Source organism: Schaalia naturae (assembly GCF_042665795.1).
Lineage (GTDB): Bacteria > Actinomycetota > Actinomycetes > Actinomycetales > Actinomycetaceae > Pauljensenia > Pauljensenia naturae.
On sequence record NZ_JBHTEF010000001.1, the window covers coordinates 1,937,075 to 1,959,870 of the forward strand.

The following is a 22,796-nucleotide window of genomic DNA, read 5'->3' on the forward strand; positions in this document are numbered from 1 at the left end:
GGCGCGGTCGGGGGATCGCGGGGATCGGCTTCCTCAGGGGCCGACCTCGAGCGCGATGAGCCCGGGGTAGAGGGCGAAGAGGACGGTGACGGGAAGGATGAGGAAGACCACGGGCAGGAGCATCGCGATCTCGCGGCGCCCGCCCTCCTCCATGAGGCGCTGGCGCGTGGCCTCGCGGATGTCGCGGGCCTGGTCCTGGAGCACCTGGGCGAGGGGGGAGCCCCGTTCGATGGAGGTGATGAGCGTCTGACACAGGCGGTCCAGCGACGGCGAGTCGTTGCGCGCGGACAGGTCCGCGAGCGCCCGCGACGTCGGGACGCCCATCCGGATCTCCGCACCCGTCAGGGCCAGCTCGCCCGCCAGATCCGTCGACGAGATACGCGCGATCCGTTCGAGTGCGCCCGGCACCGACTCGCCCGCCCCCACGGCGAGGGCCATCAGCTCCGAGGCGTCGGGCACCTGCGCGTCCAGGGCGCGTTGCCGGGACCCGGCCCTCAGCGACAGGACCTGGTCCCACGCCGCCGCTCCCATCAGCGCGGACAAGCCGACGACCGGGACCACAAGGGCCGCCCCGCCACCGCGGTGGGCGAGTCCCGCGGCGCAGGCCGAACCGGCGACGACCATGGCGAGCAGCGCCGCGACGAACTGCTGGAGCCGGAATGCGCCGACCTCCGCGGGGCGTCCGAGCAACCGGAGACGGTACTCGACGGAGGGCGTCGTGGACCCGATGGCCTCGACGGCCCGCAGCATCCAGGCCCGCGCCCACCCGAGGGGGCCGCCGACCGTCCGGGCCGGTGCTCCGGGCGCGCCCTGGCGCACGCGCATCGCGAGGCTCGGATGCGCCGCACGCCAGCTGGCTGACACGCACAGCGTCCCGGCGCCCAGACACGCCCCCGCCACCGCCGCCCACACCAGCTCCGTCATCGCAGCGATCTCCGATCCGTGGGCAGGGCGCCCAGGCGCTTCATGGCGAGGTAGGCGATGATCGAGACGGCGGCCCCCACGCCCAGCACGACCGCGCCCTCCGGAGTCGAGTAGGCGGCGCCCGCCTGCGCCTGGGAGGCGATCATGAGGAGGACCAGCCACGGAGCGGCCACCCCGAGTCTGGCCGCGTTGACGGTCCAGGACTGGCGCGCCTCCAGCTCCCCACGCACACGCGCGTCCTCACGCAGGAGCACACCGAGATCGCGCAGGAGGACCGACAGGTCGCTCCCGCCGACGTCGCGGGCCAGGCGCAGGGCCTCCACGATGCGGTCTGCCACAGGATCGGCGAAACGCTCCTTGAGCCGGGTCAGCGCCGGGCTGAAGCGCCCATCGGCCCCGTACTCGGAGGCGAAGGCGGCGAACTGGGGACGCAACGGCTCGGGGCCGACGGTGGCGAGCTCGCACAGGAGCTCTGGCAGGCCCGCGCCGGCGCGCACGCCGGAGACGAGGAAGTCCACGACCTCCGGCCAGGACTCCCGCAGTTCCGCGCCGCGGGCCCGAGCGCGCCCCGCGACGGCCATGGCGGGAACCGGCATCGCCATGAGCGCGATCGCGGCGGCGACCGTCCACACGCCGCTCCACGCAAGCACGGCGATGAACAGGATCGCGGTCATCGCCGCGCTGAGAGCGCTCAGGCGCCACGGGGTGAGCCCGGAGACACCGGCCCTCACGATCTGGTCCGCCCACCGCAGCCACCACCGGGGACGGCCCACGGACACCGGCGGCAGGCCCGCCCACACCGCCAGCACGAGCACGAGGCCCGTGCCCAGTCCGAGACCGGCCAGCACCGCGCTCATGGGCGACCGCCGGCCAGCAGCGCCGCGACGTCGAGGCCCGCGGCCGCGAACCGGCCGTCGTCCTCCAACCCGCCCGTGCCCCGTGCCGTCCGTTCCCCGTCTGGACCCCAGAGCTGGGAGGCCTCGATGCGGCCGCCCTCGACCCGGCCGGGCACCGCGATGACCTCCGTCAGCCGGCGCCGCCCTCGTGCGTCGCGGTCGACGTGGCACACGAGGTCCACCGAGGACGCGAGCGTGGGGACGACGAACTGGGAGGTCACGTTCTCCCCGGCCAGCAGCGGGAGGAGGCTGAGCTTGCCCAGAGCCTCCCGCGCCGAGTTCGCGTGGACCGTTGCCAGGCCCGGCACTCCGGCGTTGAGGGCGAGCAGCAGGTCCAGGGCCTCCGCGCCACGGACCTCGCCGACGATCAGGCACTCGGGCCGCATGCGCAGGGACTCGCGGACCAGGTCGCGTAGGGTGACCTCGCCGCGCCCCTCGAGGTTGCCCGGACGGGTCTGCAGGGCCACACTGTCGCGGTTGCGCAGGTCGAGTTCGAAGACCTCCTCGCAGGTGATGACCCGGCGGGTGCGGGGGATCTCGCCGGAGAGCGCCCGCAGGAGGGTGGTCTTCCCCGCTTGGGTGGCCCCGGAGACGACGATCGACAGGCCGGCGACCACCGCGCCGGCGAGGAACACCGCCACGTCTCCGGGGACCATCCCCGCATCGACGAGGTCGGCGAGGGCGCGGGCCCGCTGGATGTGTTTGCGGACGTTGATCGACCAGTGCCGTCCGGCGACGGGCGGGATGACGACGTGGAGACGCTCCCCTCCTCGCAGCGTGGCGTCGACGAAGGGGGAGGACAGGTCCAGACGGCGCCCGGAGTGGAGGAGCATCCGCTCCACGAGGTCGCGCACCTGCGGATCCGTCAGGATGACGGTGGTGAGCTCCGGGACGCCGTCGCGGCTCGCGAACACCCGGGTCGGAGAGTTGACCCAAACCTCTTCCACAGACGGGTCGTCGAGAAGCGGTTGGAGCGGACCGAGCCCTGCGACCTCGGAGACCAGCAGGCGCACCTGCTCCTCGCGGTCCTGCGGAGACAGGAGGCCTCCGGCCTCGTCGACGACGTCCTCCGCGGCCGCGCGCACGGTCTCGAAATCTGCGTGCGGGTTCGTGCCGCGCGCCGACAGCTCCTCGCGCACGCGCGCGGCCCGGACCTCGAGCCCGTCGACCATGACGTCACCTCCGCGCCCCGCCTCAACGGTTCCTCCACGACTTCCCACCGGTGGGTTCCGATGAACCTAACAGCTCTTGAGGGCGCGCGGAAGGGGTTCCAGGCGATCTGTGGACAACTCCCGGTCCCCCGCCCGCCCGGGCGGCGCATCCGCTCCCAGGGGCGGCCCTCCCATCGGCAGGGACGTCCTCGGCGGCGTTGTGACCGCACGATTGGGACGCGCGGCATGTAGCGTAGACAGGTGATTCCGGCGAAGACTCCCCTCGAATTGGCGGCGCTGGCCACCGTGGCCGTGCCGGGGCTGCGGGTCGCGGGCCTGCGCCCGCCGCAGTTCACCGACGAGCTGACCTCCGTCACCGGCATCATCGACGTGCAGGGCAACCGCTACCTGGTCGTGTGCCCGCACGACACCACGGGCGGACTCAACCTGGAGGCGCAGACGGCGGTGCTCGCGCGGCTCGCCCGCGCCCGCGACGCGGACCAGATCCCCTTCGACGTGCCCCGGCCCTCGGGCATCGCCCACATTGCGGGGGGCGGCCGTGTCATGGTCCACCCGGACCTGGGCGGGCGCTTCATGGCTGAGGAGGACTTCGAGGACTCGCTCGTGCTCCCCGCCTCGCTGGCTCGCGCGCTCGCCTCGCTGCACAACCTGGCCCCCGGCGTCTACACCGGCGTCGACACGCCCGCATACACGGCGGCCGAGTGCCGAGACCGGAACCTGGCGCTCCTCGACGAGGCCGCCTCCGCCGCCGTCATCCCCGCGAACCTGTGGAACCGCTGGTCGGCTGCGCTGGAGGACGTGGCACTGTGGCGCTTCCAGACCGCGCCGATCCACGGCGACCTGCAGACCACCTCCGTCGTCGTCGACAACGGCGCGGTGCTGGGCCTCACGGGCTTCTCCTCCGCGCGCGTGGGAGACCCGGCCGTCGACGTGGCCTGGGTCCTTGCCCAGGCGTCGGACGCCTTTCTCGACCGCTTCCGCGAGGCCTACTCCCTGGCCCGCCATGCCACGGACCTTCACCTCCTCACCCGCGCGCAGCTCCTCTCCGAACTCGCCCTGGTCCGTTGGCTCGTCCACGGGGTCCACGCCGAGGACCGTTCCATCGTCGAGGAGGCGACCCGAATGCTCTCCGACCTGGCCGACGACCTGGGCGATGACCCGCTGGCCCGTCCGCCGGCCTCTCTCGCGGAGACGCCCGCCCCGGCAAGCCCGCCGTCACCCGGCGCACCGCGGGGCGCCGCCCCATCCGGTGAGGGGACCGGTGACGAGGGCGGCGCCGCATCCGACGGCGCGGATGACGGGGACGCGTCCACCGGCGCGCTCGGCGACGCGGATCTGCCGACCGAGCGCCTCGACCTGGACGGGCCACGCCCGGACCATCCACATCCAGGGGAGCCGTCAGCGCCCGCCCTCTGACGAAGTCCGGGCGCCCGGCGGGAGCGCTCCCGTCACCGGCCGCGCAACGCCCGGGCGACCTGCTCCTCGATCGGAGCAGGCTCCGCCCCCGGGGAGGCCGGCGGCACCGACGCGGAGCGGGCAGGACCGGGCCCCGCAGTCCCAGCCTGCGAGGCCCCGGACCGGCTCTCACGGGCCAGCGCCTCGCGCAGCATCCCCGCGACGTCGCCGAGGTCGAGGATCCGCGGACCCGCCAGGAAGGCGACCCGGGCGCGGACGCGGTCCTCCCCGACCCCCGTGCGGCGCGCCCACGCCGTGCGGTAGAGCTGCAGCTGCGTGAGGAAGTAGCGCAGCTCCCTCGGCGTGGTGAGCTCGGAGGGGACGCGGCCCGACTTCCAGTCGACGACGGTGTCGGTGCCGTCCCGGTCCCGGAACACGGCGTCGATCCGGCCCTGGACGGACATGCCGGCGATCTCCACGCTGAACGGCTCCTCGACGGCGACCGGCTGCTGCTCCAGGAGTGGCAGCGACCAGAAGTTCACGCGCATCGCGTCCAGACGGTCGCGGTCCCGGGCCGACAGCGCCTCCTCCCCGGCCAGCGGCTCGTCCCACAGCTCGCCGCTGGTGAGCCTGAGCTGGCGCTCGGCCCACGCGTGGAAAAGGGTGCCCAGCGCCGAGGACTCCGAAGGCTCGGCGGGAACGGGTCGGCGCAGGTCCCGGGCGAAGGCGGCTCGGTCCTCGACGATCCCGGAGACGCTGGTGGCAGGCAGGCGGGCAGGCACCACCACTATGGAACGCCGTTCCTCGCGCAGGCGGCGCTCGTCGAGCAGGGCCCGGACGTCGCGCGCCGCCGGGTGCCCCTCCAGGGCGGAGAGGATCTGCTGGGTGGAGGCGCGGGCCCGATCCAGGGAGGCGGCGCGCGCGAGCACCCGCCGCGCGGCGCCGGTGGCGAGTTCCCGCGAGCGCCCCGGGCGACGGGGGAAGGCCTGCGCGGGGCCGGCGGCGCCGAGGGCGGCGAGGGCCTCCTTGTCCGGACAGGGGGGGACCGCTGTCGAGGGGTCGGCATCCGTCAGTCCGGCGGTCAGCGGTTCCATGAGGTAGCGCGAGGGCGGGCGGGGTCTCGCGGAGGCGTCCTTCCAGCAGCCGATCATCAGCAGGCTCTCCCGCGCACGTGTGAGCGCCACGTAGGCGAGGCGCCGCTCCTCCCGTTCCATGTGGCGTCCCAGGTCGGCCTTGTGTGCGCCGTCCACCCACTTGTTGAAGGCCGCCTGGGCGGTCCGCGCGTCCCCCAGCTCGGGGACGAAGGGCGGCAGGGAGTCGGCGTCTCCGCGCAGCGGGTAGGGCAGCTGGTCGCCCGCCGTCAGCCAGGCGCTGGAGGCGACCGGGTCCTCCGTCCAGCTCTCAGGCGTCGACCGGTGACTGGGGAAGATGCCGTCGCTGAGGTTGAACACGACGACCGCGTCCCACTCCAGGCCCTTGGCGCCGTGGACCGTGAGGATCTGCACGGCGGCGGGGTCGGGCTGCGCCGCCGGGCCCGCCAGCCCGTTCTCCTCGTCCTCGGCGACGGCGAGCCATGTGAGGAACCCGCGCATCGTCGCGCCGGGGACCTGGGCCTCGAAATCGGCGGCGACGTCGATGAACCCGTCCAACGCCTCCCGGCCGGTGTTGTGCAGGGGGTCGGCGGTGGCGTCCTCGGCCAGTCCGAGGATCGAGATCGCGCGCTCCACCTGCTCGACGACGCCCCGACCGGATCCCCGGCGTACGGCGCGCAGCCGCTGGCCCAGCACGCGCACCCGCGCGGCCGCAGCCTCGGTGAACGCCGGCCCCTGGGGGGAAGGCCGCCACCCCGCCTCCGGCGGGGCGTCCACCGCGTCCAGCAGCAGGGTCTCGGGGTGCTCGGCGCCGGAGGTGCGCCGCGCCAGGTGCCGGGCCCACCGCCCCATCAGCCGGAGGTCCGCCGCCCCCAGATCCAGGTTGGCGAGCAGACGCACGAGCCAGGGCGAGTTCGTGACATCGACGGCGATCTCCAGGGCTGCGCGGGCGTCCGCGACCGCCGGCTGGTCGAGCAGGCCTCCCAGGCCGATCACCTGGGTGGGGATGTCCCTGGCGCGCAGCGCCTCGTCGACGATCTGGAAGTCGGCGCGGCGCCGACACAGCACGGCCGCCGTCGGCATCCGGGAGCCCCGAGGCGTCCGGACCTCTTGGATGAAGTCGGCGGCCTTCTGGGCCTGCGCGTCGCGGTCCGATGTGTAGGCCACGTCCACCCGTCCGGCCCCGGCGCCGGCTCGGGGCGCCAGCACCGGGGACGCCGCGTTTCGGGCGTGCTCGCGCAGGGGGGCGGCCACCCTGTTCGAGACCTCGAGGACACGGATGTCGTTGCGCCACGACGTCGACAGGGTGAGCGTCTGGTCCTCTCGGGCCGGCGTCGACTGGAACCGGCCGAGAAAGCCCTCCAACGAGGCCGCAGACGCGCCGCGCCATCCGTAGATCGCCTGGTTGGGATCGCCGACGGCGGTGACCGGGTGGTCGCGGAAGAGGCGGGACAGCAGTTCCATCTGGATGACGGAGGTGTCCTGGAACTCGTCGAGCAGGACGGCGGCGTGGTCGGCCCGGATCTGGTCGACGACGTCTGGGGCCTCGCGCACGATGCGGGTCGCCAGCATGAGCTGGTCCCCGAAGTCCATCATCCCCGCCTCGCGTTTCCGGGCGTCGAAGGCGGCCACGAGGTCCAGCAGCGCGGAACGCTCCCGGTTCGCCGCGACCATCGCCCTCAGCGTGCCTCCGGGCCCTTTCTTCGCGTCCGCGTAGGAGAGGAGCTCCTCCTCGAAGCGCCCGAGCTCGCGGCGGGCCTCCTCCAGGGCGAGGTCGTGCTCGGCCAGGTGTCCGGCCATCGCCAGCGCCCGGGTGACGACCGTGGCCGGCGACTTCCCGGCGAACGCCTCCAGGTCGCCGTGCCACTGGGCGACGATGTCCCCCATCATCTGGACGGCTCCGGCCTGCCCGAGCATCCGGACATCCGGATCGATCCCGATGCGCAGCCCGTGCTCGGCGACGAGCCGTTCAGCGAAGGAGTTGTAGGTGAGGGAGACGGGGTCCCCGGCCTCCTCCAGGCCCGGGACGGCGGCCGCCAGCCGTCCCAGCCGGTCGCGCAGGCGGGCCCCGAGTTCGGCGGCGGCCTTGCGCGTGAAGGTCAGACCCAGGATGGACTCGGGGGCGATCCCCTGGTCCGCGACCAGCCACAGGACGCGCATCGACATCGTCTCGGTCTTGCCCGACCCGGCCCCGGCGACGACCAGGAGCGGCTCGGCGGGCGCCTCGATGACGGCGACCTGCTCATCGGTCGGCGTCCTCCCGCCGATGAGCTCCGCGATCCCGCGCGCGCCGATCGCCGCGCGCGGCGAGCCCTGACGATCCGGCCCGCTCATTCCACGGTCCTCCGTCCCTCGTCCTGCGCCGGGCAGCTGCGGCGGAACGGGCATGTCCGGCACACCGGCGCCGAGGGGGTCGCCTGGAACACAGGCCCCCTGAGCGTCGTCCCGAACCTCTCCAACTCGGTGCGCCACCGCTCCAGGTCCTCCCCCCGCAACCCCGGCTGGATGCGGGCCACAGGTCTCCCGCTGCCCAAGAACTCCAGTCGCGCCCCGACGACGTCCAGGCCCTGCTCGACGAGCGCCACCTGGTAGGCGGCCAGCTGCGGATGCTCCTGCGCCTCGTCGGCGCTGATGGCCCGACCCGTCTTGAGGTCGACGATGCGCACGCCGCCGTCGACCTCCTCGATCCGGTCGATGGACCCCGTCAGCACGACGTCCCCCAGGGGGACGTGGACCCGGACCTCGGTCTGGACACCGCCCGGCACGCCCTGGACGTAGGACGCAAGCGCGCGGACGACATCCTCGGCGTGGAGCCGCTGTTCTCGCCCGACCCACGTGGTGCCGTCGAAGCCCAGATCGTCCCAGTGGCCATGCAGATCGGCGAGCATCTCCTCCTCAGACCCGTGCGGGTGGCGCTGGGCGATGGCGTGGACCAGGGTTCCCAGCATCTGGGCTCCCCCCGCGGGCGCGTCGCCCCCCGCCGAGGCGAGGAGCCAGCGGAGCGTGCACTCGCGCGCTGTCTGCACCTTCGACGGGGACAGCGCGATCGGCCCCGGAGCCTCCGTGAGGGCGTCCGTCGTCACGCCGCCCACCCCGGTCCATCGTGAGGGATCCGCCTGCACGACGCCCTCGCGCGCCAGCACGGCCAGGAGAGTGGTGGCGATGTCTCGCCCAGGCTCGTCCTCCGGTTGGGAGGCGAGATGGCGCAACGCCGCCGCCTCCCCCGCCAGGTCCAGCGCAGGCGGGACCTCCTCCAGAGGCAGGTCCTCCTCGGGCGACGCCTCCGCGTCCTCCCGCCCCGCGCTCCGGGCGCCCCCCCGCGCGGCGTGGGGCAGCGCGATCCCGATGAAGGAGGAGGGGGCCTCGTTCTCCGCGCGGACGGCCCCCAGGTGGAGGAACCGGCGGGACCGGGTGACCGCGGCCGCGAACAGCCGCATCTCATCGTCGAGGACGGCCCGGCGGGCGGAGCGCGGGTCCTCCGCCGCGCCGCGTCCGCCCGGGTCCAGCGGATCCAGACGGCCCGAGGCGATGTCGGCCAGCAGGTCGGCGCGCAGGACCCGGTCGCGCAGCCGGGGATTGGGCCACCTGCCGTCCTGGAGGCCGAGGACGCACACGACGTCCCATTCGCGCCCCATCGCCTGGGCGGGTGTCGCCACTTCCACCCCGGCGGGCCTCTGGCCGGTGCGGGCCAGGGTGTCGACGGGGACGTCGTCGGCCAGGAGCTCTTCGGCGAAGTCCCGGGCGACACCGGCCGGCGTGCGCTGCTCCCACACGTCGGCGACGCGGAACAGGGCGATGACGGCATCCAGCTGGTCGTCGAACCACGGGGCGTCCGCGCCGCCCTCAAGAGCCCCGGCGCGCCACTGCTCGGCGACATCCGCCGCCTGCCACAACGCCCACAGCGCGCCCCGGGGACGCCGCAGCGCGATCCCCGAGCGCGCCGCCCACATCCGCGACGCGCGCTTCAGCCGCCCCTTGAGCTCCGGATCCGCGACGCCGTCGGCCAGCTGAGGCCGGCCCAGCAGGTCCGCCAGCGTGACCTCCCGGGCGGTGAGGTCCGTGTCCTCCTCGTCGCCGTCGGCCGCCTCCACGACCCGGGCGTTGAGAGCGCGCAGCGCGCGGTGGACGTCCAGCGGGTCGGCCGCGACGTAGGGCGAATCGACGAGCAGGGCGGCGAGCCGCTCCTCCGCCTCCGGCTCCGAGGGCGCCTCCGCGGCCTGGCCGGGCGCTCCGCCGGCGACGAGGACCAGCAGCGCTCGCGTGGCCGGCTCGTGGGAGAAGGCGAACGCCCGCCGGGCCCCGGCCAGCGGCACGCCGCCGCGGCGCAGCTGGCGCCGCACGGAGTCGACATCCCCGGAGGAACGCACGATGACGGCCTGGTCCTCCCAGGCGACGCCGTCATGGAGGTGGTGCCCGCGCAGGAGGCGCGCGGTGAGGGCACCGAGCTGCGCCTCGCTGGCGGCCAGATGGAGGCGGATGCGCTCCGCGCCCTCCGGCGGCCCGCCGCCCGCGCCCGCATCGCCCGCCGCCGCGGCCCTCCGGCGGCCCGCGGGACCCGTGGTCGTCACCCGCTGTGTGACGTCGCGGGCGAGCTCCCTCAGGGCGGGCGTCCCGCGGTGGACGTCGCCGAGCTCGCGCATCGGCGCCCCGATCGCCCGTGAGAGCCTCAGGTCGAGATGAGGCTCGCCGCCGCGGTAGGAGGCCACCGCCACATCGGGATCCGCGAAGGCCACGACCCGCGTCCCCAGGCCCGCCATCACGGACAGCAGCTCGACGGTGGAGGCCGTGCAGTCCTGGAGGTCGTCGACCACGACGACCTCGGGCACGGGGGCGGGGGCGACGACTCTGCGGGCGGGGGCATCCCGGTCCCATCGTTCCAGCACCCGAGCGGCCACCCGTTGGATGCGCGAGGTGTCCGCCTGCATGCGCCCGCGCGACTCCAGCGCGAAGCCGGGCCCGTCCTCGTACCGGGCGAGCAGCCGGCCCGCGGACTCCCACTCTGCTCGCCCGAGGCTCGCGCCCAGCGCCTCCAGCCGGGTGCCGTCGACGCCGGCCTCACCGGCCCGGGCGAAGAGGTTGCGCAGCTCCATCCGGAAGGCCGGCATCGCGCGCATCCGCTCGGGCAGGGAGGGCGGCCACTCGATACCGCCGCCCGCGAGCAGGTCCTGGAGGATCCGGTCCTCCTGCGCGCCCGTCACCAGTTCGAGCGGCCCCAGCGGGTCCCCCCGGCGGATCCTCCACGTCGAGACGACCAGGTAGGCGAAGGCCGCAGGCGTGCGGACGGGCCGGACGGCCTGGGGAGCGAGCCGCTGCGCGCGCTCCTCCAGCGCCTCGGTCCGCAGCCGGTCGGGCGCCCAGATCACGGCCGAGCCCGTCCGCGCCGCGACCTCGCCGAAGACCGCCAGCGCGCAGGTGGAGCGCCCCGATCCCGGGGCGCCGCGCACGACCAGCGAACCTCCGGCGGCCTGAGCGACGATCTCGCGCTGGAGGGCGTCGAGGGGAGGCAGCACGTCCCCGTCCCGGCGCGGCGCCTCCACGACGATCCCGATTTCGCTCATGGTTGAATGCTCGCACCTGCCACGGGCATCTGCGGAGCCGACCGCCCGCCCGACCCGTAGCATGGGAGCCGTCGAAGCGTGTTCCCCCTCGTCAAGGAGTACTCCCATGAACGTCTCCATCGGCATCCGCGGCACGGCCCGCGAGCTCCAGTTCGAATTGGATCTCACCGAGGAAGAGCTGTTCGCCCAGGTCGAGTCCGCGCAATCCTCCCACTCCGTCCTCACTCTCACCGACGCGAAGGGGCAGCGCGCCCTCGTCCCCGCCGATGCGCTGGGCTACGTGCTCATCGCCCCCGACGAGCCGCGCCGCGTGGGGTTCGCCCTGAGCTGAGGGCCCTCGAGCCGGCGCCGTCCTCGCCCCATGCCCGGCCGGCCCCCGGGGCCCGGCGGCCGGTCAGGCCTTGAGCCCGATGCCGGCCATGCGCTCCCTGTGGCGCTTCGTCACCCACGCGACGATCGCGTCAACGGTGTCGGGGTCGTTCGTCGCCAGTTCCGGATGCGTGAACAGCGTGGAGCGCACGAGGCCCAGCGCCTCGCCCGCGACGCGGCGCGCCCACAGGGACAGGCGGGCGGCCAGCTGGGGGTCCTTCTCGGTGCGCGGCGCCAGGTTCGCGCGCACCCACTCGCCCTGGCCCAGGTCCCAGGGCCCCGAATCGTCGTCGAAGAGGTCGTGGAGCTCGGAGACCTGCAGAAGCATGTCGGAGAACGCGCCGACGGTGACATAGGTCTTCACCGAGCGCTCCCACCACGTCGTGGGCCGGGTGCGCGCGTCGAGGTCGTCGAAGAGCCCCGAATACCCGCCGGCCGCCGTCGGCAGATCCAGCCCGCGGTGCTCCGCCCAGACCTCGAGCTGCCCGAAGATCTCGAAGGCGCGCGCCGACATGCGCGCATGCTCGATATGCGTCCCGATGCTGGGCGCCTGATCGCCGTCCTTGGCCAGCCGCGTCATCGCCGCCAGCGCCGAGTAGGCGATCAGCCCGACGATCTCCGACGTCTCGACATCTACAGCTTCGTGGGTGCGGTCCATGCCCCCAGCGTAGATCAGTGCCTCCGGGAGAGGCAGGTCGCCGACGGCCGGTCGCGGGGGCCGGGTCCGCCCGGACGTGAGCGGCTCCTCCCGGCCGGTGGGGCCGACGCGCCGTAGGATGGAGGCGACCACGGCTGACCGGTCGCATCACCGAACCGTGACACGCGCCCTCGGAGGGCGCCCCAGAACATGCGCGATCGGCTGCCACACCGACCCGGGCCGCGCCCGGAGACAAGGCTGATCGTGACCACAGAGAACACTGCGAGCGCCGCCGCGACGGACGTCGAGGCGCCTCAGGCCCCCGGCTCGGAGGGGACCGCCCCCGCCGTTCCCGCGCGCATCGAGTACTCCGCCGGAGTCGTGCGCCTGGGCGATATCCCGGGCCTGTCCCCCGAGCCCGAGGCGACTCCCGACATCACGGACGAGGACGGGTCCACGCGGGACCTCGACCAGAAGTCCTTCGCGGACTTCGGCGTCTCGGACCCCATCGTCGACGCGCTGGCCGCTCGGGGCATCACCCATCCCTTCCCCATCCAGGCTCTCACGCTGCCGGTGGCGCTGACCCGCCACGACATCATCGGCCAGGCCAAGACGGGAACCGGCAAGACCCTCGGTTTCGGCATTCCGCTGCTCGAGGACGTCATCGCCCCCGACGAGGACGGCTATGCCGACCTGCTCAACCCGGGCTCCCCGCAGGCGCTCGTGGTCCTGCCCACCCGCGAGCTCACGAAGCAGGTGGCCACGGACCTGCGCGCGGCGGCCGCGAAGCTGTCGACCCGCATCGTCGACATCTACGGGGGCGTCGCCTTCGAACCCCAGATCGAGGCCCTGGAGCGCGGCGTCGACGTGGTGGTGGGCACCCCGGGACGGCTCATCGACCTGCTGCGCCGCGGCTACCTACACCTCAACGGGGTCCAGACCGTCGTGCTGGACGAGGCCGACGAGATGCTGGACCTGGGGTTCCTGCCCGACGTCGAGACGCTGCTGTCCCGGGTGCCGGCGACGCGCCACACGATGCTGTTCTCCGCGACCATGCCCGGGCCCGTCGTCGCGCTGGCCCGCCGCTTCATGACGCATCCGACCCACATCCGCGCCCAGGACCCCAGCGACACCCATGCGACGGTCAACACCGTCAAGCAGGTGATCTACCGGGTCCACGCGATGAACAAGGTCGAGGTCGTCGCCCGCATCCTCCAGGCCCGGGGCCGCGGGCGCACGATCATCTTCTGCCGGACGAAGCGCACGGCGGCGCGGCTGGGCGATGACCTGTCCGAACGCGGCTTCGCGGTGGGGGCACTGCATGGCGACCTCGGCCAAGGCGCCCGCGAGCAGGCGATGCGCGCCTTCCGCAACGGCAAGATCGACGTGCTGGTGGCCACCGATGTGGCCGCGCGCGGCATCGACGTCGACGACGTCACCCATGTCATCAACTACCAGTGCCCCGAGGACGAGAAGATCTATATCCACCGCATCGGTCGCACCGGACGGGCCGGCCATTCGGGCACCGCCGTCACCTTCGTCGACTGGGACGACGTGCCGCGCTGGAGCCTGATCTCGAGAGCGCTGGGCCTGGGCGTGCCCGAGCCGTTGGAGACCTACCACACCTCCCCGCACCTCTACACCGATCTGGACATCCCCGCCGACGTCACCGACCGGCTGCCGCTGGCCAGGCGCACGCTGGCCGGGCTGGACGCGGAGGTCATCGAGGATCTGGGCGAGACGGGCGGGCACCACGGCGATCGCGATCTCGGTGGGCGGGTCCACCGCTCGGCCGGGGGCCGGGGACGGGGCGGCCGAGGGATCCCGGGCGGCCGAGGGCGCGCGCCCTCGGAGCGCACCCGCGCCTCCCGGACGGAGCAGGAGAACGCCGCCGGGCAGCAGGGCCGCTCCGATCGCGGCTCGCGAGGCCGGGGCCGCGGCGATCACACGCCCGAGCCACGGACGCCCGCCGACGACTCGGCGGCGCCGAGGAGGAGGCGCCGTCGCCGGCGGAGCGCCGGCGGGTCCGGCGGCTCCGCCCCCGCCTCCGAGGGCTGACAGACCCGAGGCGCCCAGGTCATGGCCGGCCGGCGTCCGAGACCGGATTCGCGAAGGGACGCGGCCCGCGCCATGACTTGGGCGCACGAGAGCGCGTCGACGGACGGCGCGATCAGCGCAGGGAGGTGCGGCGCTCGATCGAGCGCACCGCCCACCAGGCCAGCGCCACCGTGAGCGCGGCCCCGGTGGCCACCGAGCCGAGGCCGATCACCGTGGGGTCCGCTCCCGTCCTCAGCGCCTCGACGACGTCGGGCCACATGCCGCGCGCGACCAGGTCCCCGGCCTGCGGCCCCGAGAGCCGGATCCCGAGGGGGATCCACAGCATCCCGATGAGGCTCACCACCTGGTCCACCAGGTACAGCAGCACGAGCCCGACGAGGGGCGCTCCCCATCCGATCCCCTGGAAGCGGCTCTCCGCGCTGATGGAGAGCACCGCGGCCACCTGGATGACGGCGACGACCAGCTGGATCGCGAGGATCGCTCCGAACCCTGCCAGGACTCCGGCGGGCGCGTCGCCGACGGCTCCGGTCACCGCGCTCCAGGCATCGCCCAGGGGCATCCGCGCCATCCGCCCCCGAGCGAGGAGGCACGCCGCCACACCGCCCAGCGTGACCACCGCCGCCACGGCCGTGGCGATCAGCGCGTGGAGGACCTTGGCCGCGAAGAGCTCGCGTCCGCGCACGGGCAGCGTCATCGTGAAGTACCCGCGGCGCCCGTACATGGTCTGCCAGTAGTCCCAGGCCAGCAGGACGCCCACGATCGGCGTGAGGCAGGCCACCAGGACGGAGGCCAGGACGAGCCCGAGGCTCCCGAGCCCTCCCGTCCCCGCCATGGCGGGGACGAGGGACACGGCGGCGACCAGCAGGACCACGCCGGCCACGGCGGCCAGCACATGGGAGGTCGAGCGGAACTGCTCTCCGAGAAGCGTCTTCAGCATGACGCGTACTCCTTCCTGAACAGGGCGTCGATCGTGAGCCCGGTCTGGGCGCGCAGGTCGTCCGCGTCCCCGTGGAGCAGCACCTTCCCGTGCCGCAGGAACACGACGGTGTCGATGAGCGGTTCGACGTCGGCGATGAGATGGGTGGACAGGACCATCAGCGCGTCGGGGTCGAAGTTCTCCAGGACCGCGCGCAGGATGATGTCCCGGGCCGCGGGGTCCACCCCGGAGATCGGCTCGTCGAGCAGGTAGACGCGGGCCCGGCGCGACATGGCGAGGGCGATCTGGAGCTTCTCGCGCATCCCCTTCGACAGCTCCTTGAGGGTGCGGCCCTCCGGCAGCTCGAAGAAGTCGATCATCTCCCGGGCGCGGCGGGCGTCGAAGTCCCCGAAGAACCGGGCGTACAGTGCGATCGCGTCCAGGCTCCGCGCCCCGTCGGGAAGGAATGAGGCGTCCGGCAGATACGAGACCATCGCTTTCGACTCCGGTCCCGGGCGGCGCCCGCAGATCCTCACGTCGCCGTCCCATCCGGACAGCACGCCGGCCAGGATCTTCAGCAGGGTCGTCTTGCCCGACCCGTTCTCCCCCATGAGCCCCGCCACGTGGCCCGCCGGCAGCGCGAGGTCCACATGGTCGAGCGCCCGGAAGCGCCCGTAGTCCTTGGTCAGCCCCGTGACCTCGATCCCGGTGTCCATCATTCCCCTTTCGTGAGCGGCCAGCGCTCGGTGAGCAGGCGCAGCGCATCGTCGATGCCGATGCCCAGGCCGCGCAGTGTGCGGATGTGCTCGTCGGTGGTGGCGCCCGCAAGATCGGCGCGCACGGCGTCCACGGCCGCCGCGTCGACCGTGACGAAGCGCCCGGTCGTCCGCTCGGCGGCGGTGAGCCCCCGGGCGTCCAGCTCCGCGAGCGCCCGCTGGACCGTGTTCGGGTTGACTCCGGACTCGAGCGCCAGCTCCCGGACGCTGGGGATTCGGGCTCCCGCCCGCCACTCCCCGGCCGCGATCCGGCGGCGGTACTCGTCGCTCAGCTGGATCCAGATGGGCCGCGTGTCGCCGCGTGCGGAACCCCGGTTCATCGCCGCCTCCTCTGTATTACTACATTAATACACTAACACAATCGGCCGGGATCGGATCCGGCGGACGCGGGCCGCCCGGCCCCCTTTTCGGCGCCGGCCGGACCGGGCCCTCGCTACGCTGGCCGTATGGCGATCTCGCTGACCCCCCTGGACGCGCGCGGCGGGGACCGCGACCGGCTCTTCGCGTTCTTCGCGCGCAACCGCTTCCCCTTCGACGCCGAGCCCGCCCTCTCCGAGGAGCAGATCCGCGCGCTCATCGACTCCGGAGGCTTCGACGCCCCCGGCACACGCGCCTTCTGGCTCGTCGACTCCGCCCGGCGCGACGCCGACCGCCAGATCGGGATCGCGACGGTCTCCGACTGGGGGGCGGCGTCGCCCTCGTTCGACATGCGCTTGGACGGGAGGGCGCGCGGGCGCGGGCTGGGCGCCGCGGCGCTGCGGGAGATCGTCCGCCTCGTCTTCACCGCCATGCCCGAGGCCCGGCGCCTGCAGGGCAGCACCCGCGAGGACAACATCGCCATGCGCCAGACCTTCGTGCGGTGCGGGTTCGTCAAGGAGGCCCATCTCCGCGAGTTCTGGCCGCTGCCCAACGGCACGCCGAGGGCGGGCGTCGTCTATGCGATCCTGCGCCGCGACTGGGAGTCGGGGGCGATGACGCCCGTGCGTTTCGACGACCTGGGATACTGAGGTCCGGCGTTCCCGGCGCCGCTCCGCTGCTGGTCCCCGCGTCCCCGACGAGGGCGTCCCCGCCGGAGGGGACGGCGGGCCCAGGTCCCGCGTGGCGGTCTCAGATCATGCCCGCCAGACGCGAGGACCGGATGAAGGCGAACACGGCGTCCATGATCATCTGGGTGGCGATCGCCGCCAGCAGCAGGCCGGAGATCTTGGTGAGGATCATCACTCCGCCCTTGCCCAAAAAACGTGAGAGCTCGACGGAGAACCGCATCGTCGCCCACATCACGACGTGCATGAGCACCACCGCGACCACGACGGCGCCCCAGCCGGGCACCGTGTTCCCGCCCTGGTTGACGGAGACCATGACCGCCACGATCGCCCCGGGGCCGGCCAGCAGAGGCGTGCCCAGCGGGACCAGGGCGACGTTGACGTTGCGGTCCCCGGTGTCCGGCTCGGCGGAGTCGTGGCCCATCAGCAGCTCCATGGCGACGAGGAACAGAAGCACGCCGCCGGACAGCTGGAGGGACTCCATCGAGATCTGGAGGAACTGCAGGATGTACTTGCCCAGCACCGCGAACAGCACGATGACCCCGAAGGAGGTGATGGTCGCCTGGACCGCCGCCCGCCGCTGGTCCTCCTTCGAATAGGTGCCGGTCAGCGCCAGGAACACCGGGATCGTCCCCGCCGGGTCCATGATGACGAACAGGGTGGTGAAGGTCGTGGCGAGCAGGGCCATGTCGACCAGGCCGGAGAAGCTCATGGCCGGATGACCTCCAAGCCGGCCTCATCCTCGATCGCGCGGTAGACGTACTCCAAGGTGAGGTTCTCCCCCAGTCGGTTCGGCTTACCGGTGCCGTGATAGTCCGAGGACCCGGTCTCCTGCAGGCCCAGGCGCCGCGCGATGCGGTCCACCTCCTCGCGTTCGACCGGCGACTGGTCGCGATGGTCGCGTTCCAGGCCGAAGAGCCCGGCCTCCGCCATAGCGGCGATCGTCTCCTCGGGGACGACGCGGTTCTGGCGGTCACGGGCGCGCGGGTGGGCGAGGACCGGCACGCCTCCCGCCCGGCGCACCAGCGTGACCGCCTCGACGGGATCCGGGGCCCAGTGGTGGACGAAATAGGGGCCAGAGGGATGCAGGGCCTCGGCGAACGCCGCCGAGCGGTCGGGGAAGGTCCCGGCGGCCACCAGGGCGTCGGCGATGTGGGGCCGGCCCACCGGCCCGCCGTCCTGCGGGGCGAAACGCTGGACCAGCTCCCAGGAGATCGGATAATCCGCGGACAGGTTCTCCACGATCCGGCGGGCGCGGACGAGCCGGCTCGCCCGGGTGCGCTCGAACACGGCGAGCAGGGCGTCGTCCGCGGGGTCGGGCATATAGGCCAGCAGGTGCACGGTGATCCCGGCCGCCGAGCACGAGATCTCCACCCCCCGCATCAGAGCGACACCGGTGCGCCCGACCTCTCCGGCGGCCTCGTCCCAGCCGACGAGCGTGTCGTGGTCCGTCAGGCCCACGACGTCCAGACCGGCGCGGGCGGCCGCGGTCATGAGCTCGGCCGGGGTGTCGGTGCCGTCCGAGCATGCCGAGTGGGTGTGGGGGTCGATGCGGATCACCCTCCAAGGGTAGTCGGAGCCCGCAAGCCCCCTGCAATCCCGCCTCCCCCGCGAAGCCGGCCCGGTGAGAACTCTGCGATCGGGGACCCGGGGACGCCGGGCGCGGGCGGCGCGCCAGGACCGTCCAGTGGGATCATGGGGGCATGAATGCCGATGAGAACACCACCGCCGCGCCCACCCCGCCGACCGCATCGACCGGAACAGGCCCGGAGGCCTCGGTCCCTCAGTCCATGGCGAACCGAGGCGAGAACCGTTCGCGGAGGCCCGGCTCCCAGGCCTTCCGGGAGTTCATGGGCTCCCACTGGGCGCCGCGCCCCGATGCGGCGCCCGAGCGCTCTGCGGTCGCCGACCGCCTGCCGGCCCGCGCGCGCGCCGCCGGCGAGCCCTTCCCCGGCGAACGCCTGGTCGTCCCGGCGGGCACGCTGAAGGCCCGCAACAACGACAACGACTACCGCTTCCGCGCCCACTCGGCCTTCGCTCACCTCTCCGGGCTCGGCGGGGAGAAAGAGCCCGACGCCGTCCTGGTGCTCGAGCCGCGCTCCGACGGCACCCACGAGGCCGTCCTCTACTTCAGGCCGCGCGCCTCGCGCGCCTCCGAGGAGTTCTACGCGGACTCGACCTACGGCGAGTTCTGGGTGGGGGCCCGCCCCTCCCTGGCCGAGGTCCAGGCCCAGACCGGGCTGCGCTGCGCCCACATCGACACGCTCCGCGACGCGCTGGCCAAGGACGCCGGGCAGGTCCGGCTGCGCATCGTCCCCGGGGTGGACGCGAAGGTCGAGGCCATGGTCAACGAGGTCCGCCAGCAGGCCGGCCTCCCCTTCGGCGGGGACGCCCGCGGGTCCGACGAGAAGCTCGAGGAGCGGCTCTCCGAGATCCGCCTGCGCAAGGACGACTTCGAGCTGTCCGAGCTCCGCCACGCCGTCGAGGTGACGAAGGCCGGTTTCGAGGACATCATCCGGTCCCTGCCCCGCGCCATCGGCCACCACCGCGGCGAACGCGTCATCGAGGGCGCATTCGGGGCCGTCGCCCGCGAGGAGGGCAACGGCCTGGGCTACGACACCATCGCCGCCGCCGGAAACCACGCGAACACGCTGCACTGGATGGATAACGACGGCGAGGTCCGCCCCGGCGACCTCGTCCTGGTGGACGCCGGCGTCGAGGTCGACTCCCTCTACACCGCCGACATCACCCGCACGCTGCCCGTCAGCGGCCGCTACTCCCCGGCCCAGGCCCGCGTGTATCAGGCGGTGCTGGATGCGGCCGAGGCCGCGCTGGCCCGGGCCAACGAGCCCGGCGTCCGCTTCCGCGATGTCCACGACGCCGCGATGGCCGTCATCGCGGACAGGCTGGAGCAGTGGGGGGTCCTCCCCGTCAGCGCCGCGGAGTCGCTGTCCGTCGAGGGCCAGCAGCACCGACGCTGGATGCCGCACGGCACCTCGCACCACCTGGGCCTGGATGTCCACGACTGCGCCCAGGCCCGCCGCGAGATGTACCAGGACGCCCTCCTGGAGCCGGGGATGACCTTCACCATCGAGCCGGGCCTGTACTTCCGCGCCGACGACCTGTCCGTCCCCGAGGAGCTGCGCGGCATCGGCGTGCGCATTGAGGACGACGTCCAGGTCAACCCCGACGGCACCGTCACGCGCATCTCGGAGGGCATCCCGCGCACGGTCGCAGATGTCGAGGCGTGGATCGCGGACGTCCAGTCGCGCTGAGCGCGTGCGCTTGTCCGCCCGGCCGGTCAGTCCTGGCCGGCCGGCCCCGCGGGACCGCCCGCCGCTCCCGGCCCCGAGGCGCCGCCCTCGTCGGGGGCGCCGGATGCGCGCCCCTCGCCCGGCTCCGGGCCCGCGGGCAGGCGGACCCCGAAGCGGGGCTGCTCATCGGGGCGGGAGCCGAACTCCGTGGGTCCCGGCCGAGCGACGCGCGTGCGCCGGGGCACCGGGCGCATCTGATTGCCCGGGGTCTTCTGGAGCAGCTGGAACGCCTCGTCGATCTGCGCGGCCGCGAGCACCGCGTATCGGGAGGCGACGACCTGCGACTGGGAGGTGAAGTCCCGGTTCCCGCCGGTCGACGCGTAGAAGAGCATCGACATCAGCGCGCCGAAGAGGACGCCCCCCGCGGTGCCGATGAGCAGCCACAGGCCGGCGCCACCCGGCGAGGAGGCCGCGAAGGAGAGCATGAGGCCCATGAACGCGCCCCACAGGGCGCCTGAGCCTGCGCCGGAGGCCGCGACCTTGCCCATCGTCAAGCGCCCGGTCACGCGCTCGACCATGTGGAGATCGGTCCCCACGATCGTGATCGTGGTCACGTCGAAGCCGTTGTCGGACAGGTAGTCGACGGCGTCGGACGCCTCCTGGTAGGTGCGGTAGGAACCCACTTCGGTCCCCTCGGGCATGGTCGGGACCCGCAGACGCGAGTTCGTGTTCGCCGCCACTGAGCGCCCCCTCTCCCTGAGTCCTGGCATCGCCGGGACGGTCCCCGGCACCGGCGGTCTGAAACCGCCTCTTCACTGGCTTCCAGCCTAGGCTGTCCCTGTGAACACTGCACCGACGAATGTGGGGACCACCGGCCGACGGGTCTTCGTGGCCAGGCTCGCTGACACCGGTGTCTTCGACCCCCTGGGGGAGAAGGTCGGCAAGGTCCACGACGTCGTGGCGACGATCCCCCTGGCGGGGCCCGCCAACGTCATCGGGTTCGTCGTCGAGGTCGGGCCGCGCAGGCGCGTGTTCCTGCCGATGACACGGGTGACGGCCATCAAGCCGGGCGCGCTCATCACCACCGGCCTGCTCAACATGCGCCGTTTCACCCAGCGCCCCATCGAGACCCTCATCATCTCCCAGCTCTTCGACCGCATCGTCACGATGAACGACGAGTCGGGCGAGGTCCGCATCCTCGACGTCGGCATCGAGCAGCGCCGCCCTCGTGACTGGATCGTCGCGAAACTCCACGTCCAGCGCGTCCGGCAGACCTCCCTGGGCTTCCGCCGGGGCGGGGAGACCATGACGGTGGGCATCGGCGAGGTCACCGGCCTGCTGAAGACCGACTCCACGCAGGCCGCGACCGCGCTGGTCCAGCACACCGAGGACATGAAGGCCGCCGACCTGGCGGACTTCCTGCACTCGCTGCCGGTCGACCGACAGCTCGCGGTCGCCCTGGAGCTGCCCGACGAGCGTCTGGCGGACGTCCTGGAGGAGCTCGGCGACGACGACCGGGTCTCGATCGTCTCGCGCCTGGACGCCGGAAGGGCCGCCGACGTCCTCGACGTCATGCAGCCCGACGACGCCGCGGACCTGGTCTCCGAGCTGCCCGACACGACGGCCCAGTCGCTCCTCGCGCTCATGGAGCCCGACGAGGCCGAGGACGTGCGCCGACTCCTCATCTACGAGGAGTCGACCGCCGGCTCCCTGATGACGACGGAACCCGTCATCCTCGGGCCGGATGCCACGGTCGCGCAGATGCTGGCCGCCGTGCGACGCGAGGACCTGCCGGCCTCCCTGGCGACCATGGTCTGCGTGACGCGCCCGCCGATGGAGACGCCGACGGGCAAGTACCTGGGCTCCGTCCACATCCAGCGCGCCCTGCGCGAGCCCCCGCAGACGCTGCTGGGCACGATCCTGGACGCGGACGTCGAGCCTGTCTCCCCCGGCGCACACGTCGCCACCGTCACGCGCCTGCTGGCCACCTACAACCTCACGGTCCTGCCCGTCACGGATGAGGACGGGCACCTCCTGGGGGCCGTCTCCGTCGACGACGTGCTCGACGAGCTGCTGCCGGACGACTGGCGCGACTACGACGACGACGTGACCGACCGACTGATGGCGAGGAGCATCGATGGCTGACAGCCTGGACACCCCCCGCGAGCGCCGCCTGCGCGGACCCCGCATCGACCTGGGATCCGACTCGATGGGCCGCGGGGTCGAGCGCATCGCCCGGTTCTCCGGGACCCCGCAGTTCATCATCTACCTCTCGGTCTTCGTCATCCTGTGGATCACGTGGAACACGCTGGCACCCGAGCGCCTGCGCTTCGACTCCGCGGACCTGGGCTTCACGGCGCTCACCCTCATGCTGTCGCTCCAGGCCTCGTACGCCTCGCCCCTCATCCTGCTGGCCCAGAACCGCCAGGAGGACCGCGACCGGGTCCAGGCCGAGCAGGACCGCCAGCGCGCGGAGCGCAACCTCACCGACACCGAGTACCTCACCCGCGAGATCGCGGGCCTGCGTCTGGCCCTCCAGGACGTCGCCACGCGCGACTTCGTCCGCTCCGAGCTGCGCGACGTCCTCGACGAGCTGCGCGCGGAGTCTGGCGCGCCCGCGCATGAGGGCGCCGACGAGGAGCCCCGGTCCGATCGGGAGGGTTCCGCCGAGCCGTGAGGCGCGGCCCGCGGAGGCGTCCCGCCACCG

19 protein-coding genes are annotated in these 22,796 nt (G+C 73.3%); 7 read left to right on the forward strand and 12 right to left on the reverse strand.

Features of this window, described 5'->3' with window-relative positions; all coding sequences use genetic code 11:
* Positions 1-33: 33 nt before the first annotated feature.
* Genes ACFQWG_RS08660 through ACFQWG_RS08670 form a run of 3 tightly spaced genes read right to left on the reverse strand, consistent with a single transcriptional unit; the run spans position 34 to position 2,992 of the window.
* On the reverse strand, positions 34-924 hold the full coding sequence (locus ACFQWG_RS08660) for a type II secretion system F family protein (protein WP_380974428.1): 891 nt from the start codon (positions 922-924) through the stop codon (positions 34-36).
* The gene (locus ACFQWG_RS08665) at positions 921-1,781 is read right to left on the reverse strand and encodes a type II secretion system F family protein (protein WP_380974431.1); all 861 of its coding nucleotides are present in this window, start codon (positions 1,779-1,781) and stop codon (positions 921-923) included. The genes ACFQWG_RS08660 and ACFQWG_RS08665 overlap by 4 nt, the downstream gene beginning before the upstream one ends.
* Positions 1,778-2,992, reverse strand: a complete 1,215-nt coding sequence (locus ACFQWG_RS08670; protein ID WP_380974434.1) for a CpaF family protein — start codon at positions 2,990-2,992, stop codon at positions 1,778-1,780. Before ACFQWG_RS08670 ends, ACFQWG_RS08665 begins: the two co-directional genes overlap by 4 nt.
* Positions 2,993-3,232: 240 nt before the next feature.
* On the opposite strand from ACFQWG_RS08670, the gene ACFQWG_RS08675 reads away from it, so the two are divergent.
* Positions 3,233-4,408: a phosphotransferase gene (locus tag ACFQWG_RS08675; protein WP_380974437.1), complete on the forward strand. Its 1,176-nt coding sequence runs from the start codon at positions 3,233-3,235 to the stop codon at positions 4,406-4,408.
* Between the two features lie 32 nt (positions 4,409-4,440).
* Here the strand turns inward: ACFQWG_RS08675 and ACFQWG_RS08680 are convergent, their stop codons facing one another.
* The gene (locus tag ACFQWG_RS08680; RefSeq protein ID WP_380974440.1) at positions 4,441-7,812 is read right to left on the reverse strand and encodes an ATP-dependent helicase; all 3,372 of its coding nucleotides are present in this window, start codon (positions 7,810-7,812) and stop codon (positions 4,441-4,443) included.
* Complete coding sequence (locus ACFQWG_RS08685; RefSeq protein ID WP_380974443.1) at positions 7,809-11,036, reverse strand: PD-(D/E)XK nuclease family protein; 3,228 nt, start codon at positions 11,034-11,036, stop codon at positions 7,809-7,811. Before ACFQWG_RS08685 ends, ACFQWG_RS08680 begins: the two co-directional genes overlap by 4 nt.
* A gap of 106 nt (positions 11,037-11,142) precedes the next feature.
* On the opposite strand from ACFQWG_RS08685, the gene ACFQWG_RS08690 reads away from it, so the two are divergent.
* The gene (locus ACFQWG_RS08690; RefSeq protein WP_380974446.1) at positions 11,143-11,367 is read left to right on the forward strand and encodes a DUF3107 domain-containing protein; all 225 of its coding nucleotides are present in this window, start codon (positions 11,143-11,145) and stop codon (positions 11,365-11,367) included.
* Positions 11,368-11,430: 63 nt separating this feature from the next.
* Here the strand turns inward: ACFQWG_RS08690 and ACFQWG_RS08695 are convergent, their stop codons facing one another.
* A complete protein-coding gene (locus ACFQWG_RS08695) occupies positions 11,431-12,063 on the reverse strand; it encodes a ferritin-like fold-containing protein (RefSeq protein WP_380974449.1) in 633 nt (210 codons plus the stop codon).
* Positions 12,064-12,252: 189 nt separating this feature from the next.
* Here ACFQWG_RS08695 and ACFQWG_RS08700 point away from each other — a divergent pair, with 189 nt between their 5' ends.
* Positions 12,253-14,100, forward strand: coding sequence for a DEAD/DEAH box helicase (locus tag ACFQWG_RS08700; protein WP_380974452.1), 1,848 nt, complete (start codon positions 12,253-12,255; stop codon positions 14,098-14,100).
* A 112-nt stretch (positions 14,101-14,212) separates the two neighbouring features.
* Here the strand turns inward: ACFQWG_RS08700 and ACFQWG_RS08705 are convergent, their stop codons facing one another.
* From ACFQWG_RS08705 to ACFQWG_RS08715, 3 genes are read right to left on the reverse strand one after another with little or no spacing between them, the layout of a single operon-like run.
* Positions 14,213-15,037 carry a hypothetical protein gene (locus tag ACFQWG_RS08705; protein WP_380974455.1) on the reverse strand — a complete coding sequence of 275 codons (825 nt, stop codon included), beginning with the start codon at positions 15,035-15,037 and terminating at the stop codon, positions 14,213-14,215.
* On the reverse strand, positions 15,031-15,735 hold the full coding sequence (locus ACFQWG_RS08710) for an ABC transporter ATP-binding protein (protein WP_380974458.1): 705 nt from the start codon (positions 15,733-15,735) through the stop codon (positions 15,031-15,033). The genes ACFQWG_RS08705 and ACFQWG_RS08710 overlap by 7 nt, the downstream gene beginning before the upstream one ends.
* Positions 15,732-16,112 (reverse strand): GntR family transcriptional regulator, encoded by a 381-nt coding sequence (locus ACFQWG_RS08715; protein WP_380974461.1) that lies wholly within the window; start codon positions 16,110-16,112, stop codon positions 15,732-15,734. The genes ACFQWG_RS08710 and ACFQWG_RS08715 overlap by 4 nt, the downstream gene beginning before the upstream one ends.
* Before the next feature lie 126 nt (positions 16,113-16,238).
* Here ACFQWG_RS08715 and ACFQWG_RS08720 point away from each other — a divergent pair, with 126 nt between their 5' ends.
* On the forward strand, positions 16,239-16,799 hold the full coding sequence (locus ACFQWG_RS08720; RefSeq protein WP_380974464.1) for a GNAT family N-acetyltransferase: 561 nt from the start codon (positions 16,239-16,241) through the stop codon (positions 16,797-16,799).
* 100 nt (positions 16,800-16,899) lie between these two features.
* Here ACFQWG_RS08720 and ACFQWG_RS08725 read toward each other — a convergent pair whose 3' ends face one another.
* Positions 16,900-17,547 (reverse strand): MarC family protein, encoded by a 648-nt coding sequence (locus ACFQWG_RS08725; protein WP_380974467.1) that lies wholly within the window; start codon positions 17,545-17,547, stop codon positions 16,900-16,902.
* Complete coding sequence (locus ACFQWG_RS08730) at positions 17,544-18,395, reverse strand: PHP domain-containing protein (protein WP_380974469.1); 852 nt, start codon at positions 18,393-18,395, stop codon at positions 17,544-17,546. Before ACFQWG_RS08730 ends, ACFQWG_RS08725 begins: the two co-directional genes overlap by 4 nt.
* A 230-nt stretch (positions 18,396-18,625) precedes the next feature.
* Between ACFQWG_RS08730 and ACFQWG_RS08735 the strand changes: the two genes are divergently transcribed.
* The gene (locus ACFQWG_RS08735) at positions 18,626-20,110 is read left to right on the forward strand and encodes an aminopeptidase P family protein (protein ID WP_380976297.1); all 1,485 of its coding nucleotides are present in this window, start codon (positions 18,626-18,628) and stop codon (positions 20,108-20,110) included.
* A gap of 26 nt (positions 20,111-20,136) precedes the next feature.
* On the opposite strand, the gene ACFQWG_RS08740 is transcribed toward ACFQWG_RS08735, so the two are convergent.
* A complete protein-coding gene (locus tag ACFQWG_RS08740) occupies positions 20,137-20,829 on the reverse strand; it encodes a general stress protein (RefSeq protein WP_380974472.1) in 693 nt (230 codons plus the stop codon).
* Positions 20,830-20,929: 100 nt separating this feature from the next.
* On the opposite strand from ACFQWG_RS08740, the gene ACFQWG_RS08745 reads away from it, so the two are divergent.
* A complete protein-coding gene (locus tag ACFQWG_RS08745) occupies positions 20,930-22,234 on the forward strand; it encodes a magnesium transporter MgtE N-terminal domain-containing protein (protein ID WP_380974475.1) in 1,305 nt (434 codons plus the stop codon).
* A complete protein-coding gene (locus ACFQWG_RS08750; RefSeq protein WP_380974478.1) occupies positions 22,227-22,766 on the forward strand; it encodes a DUF1003 domain-containing protein in 540 nt (179 codons plus the stop codon). Before ACFQWG_RS08745 ends, ACFQWG_RS08750 begins: the two co-directional genes overlap by 8 nt.
* The last annotated feature ends 30 nt before the right edge of the window (positions 22,767-22,796 follow it).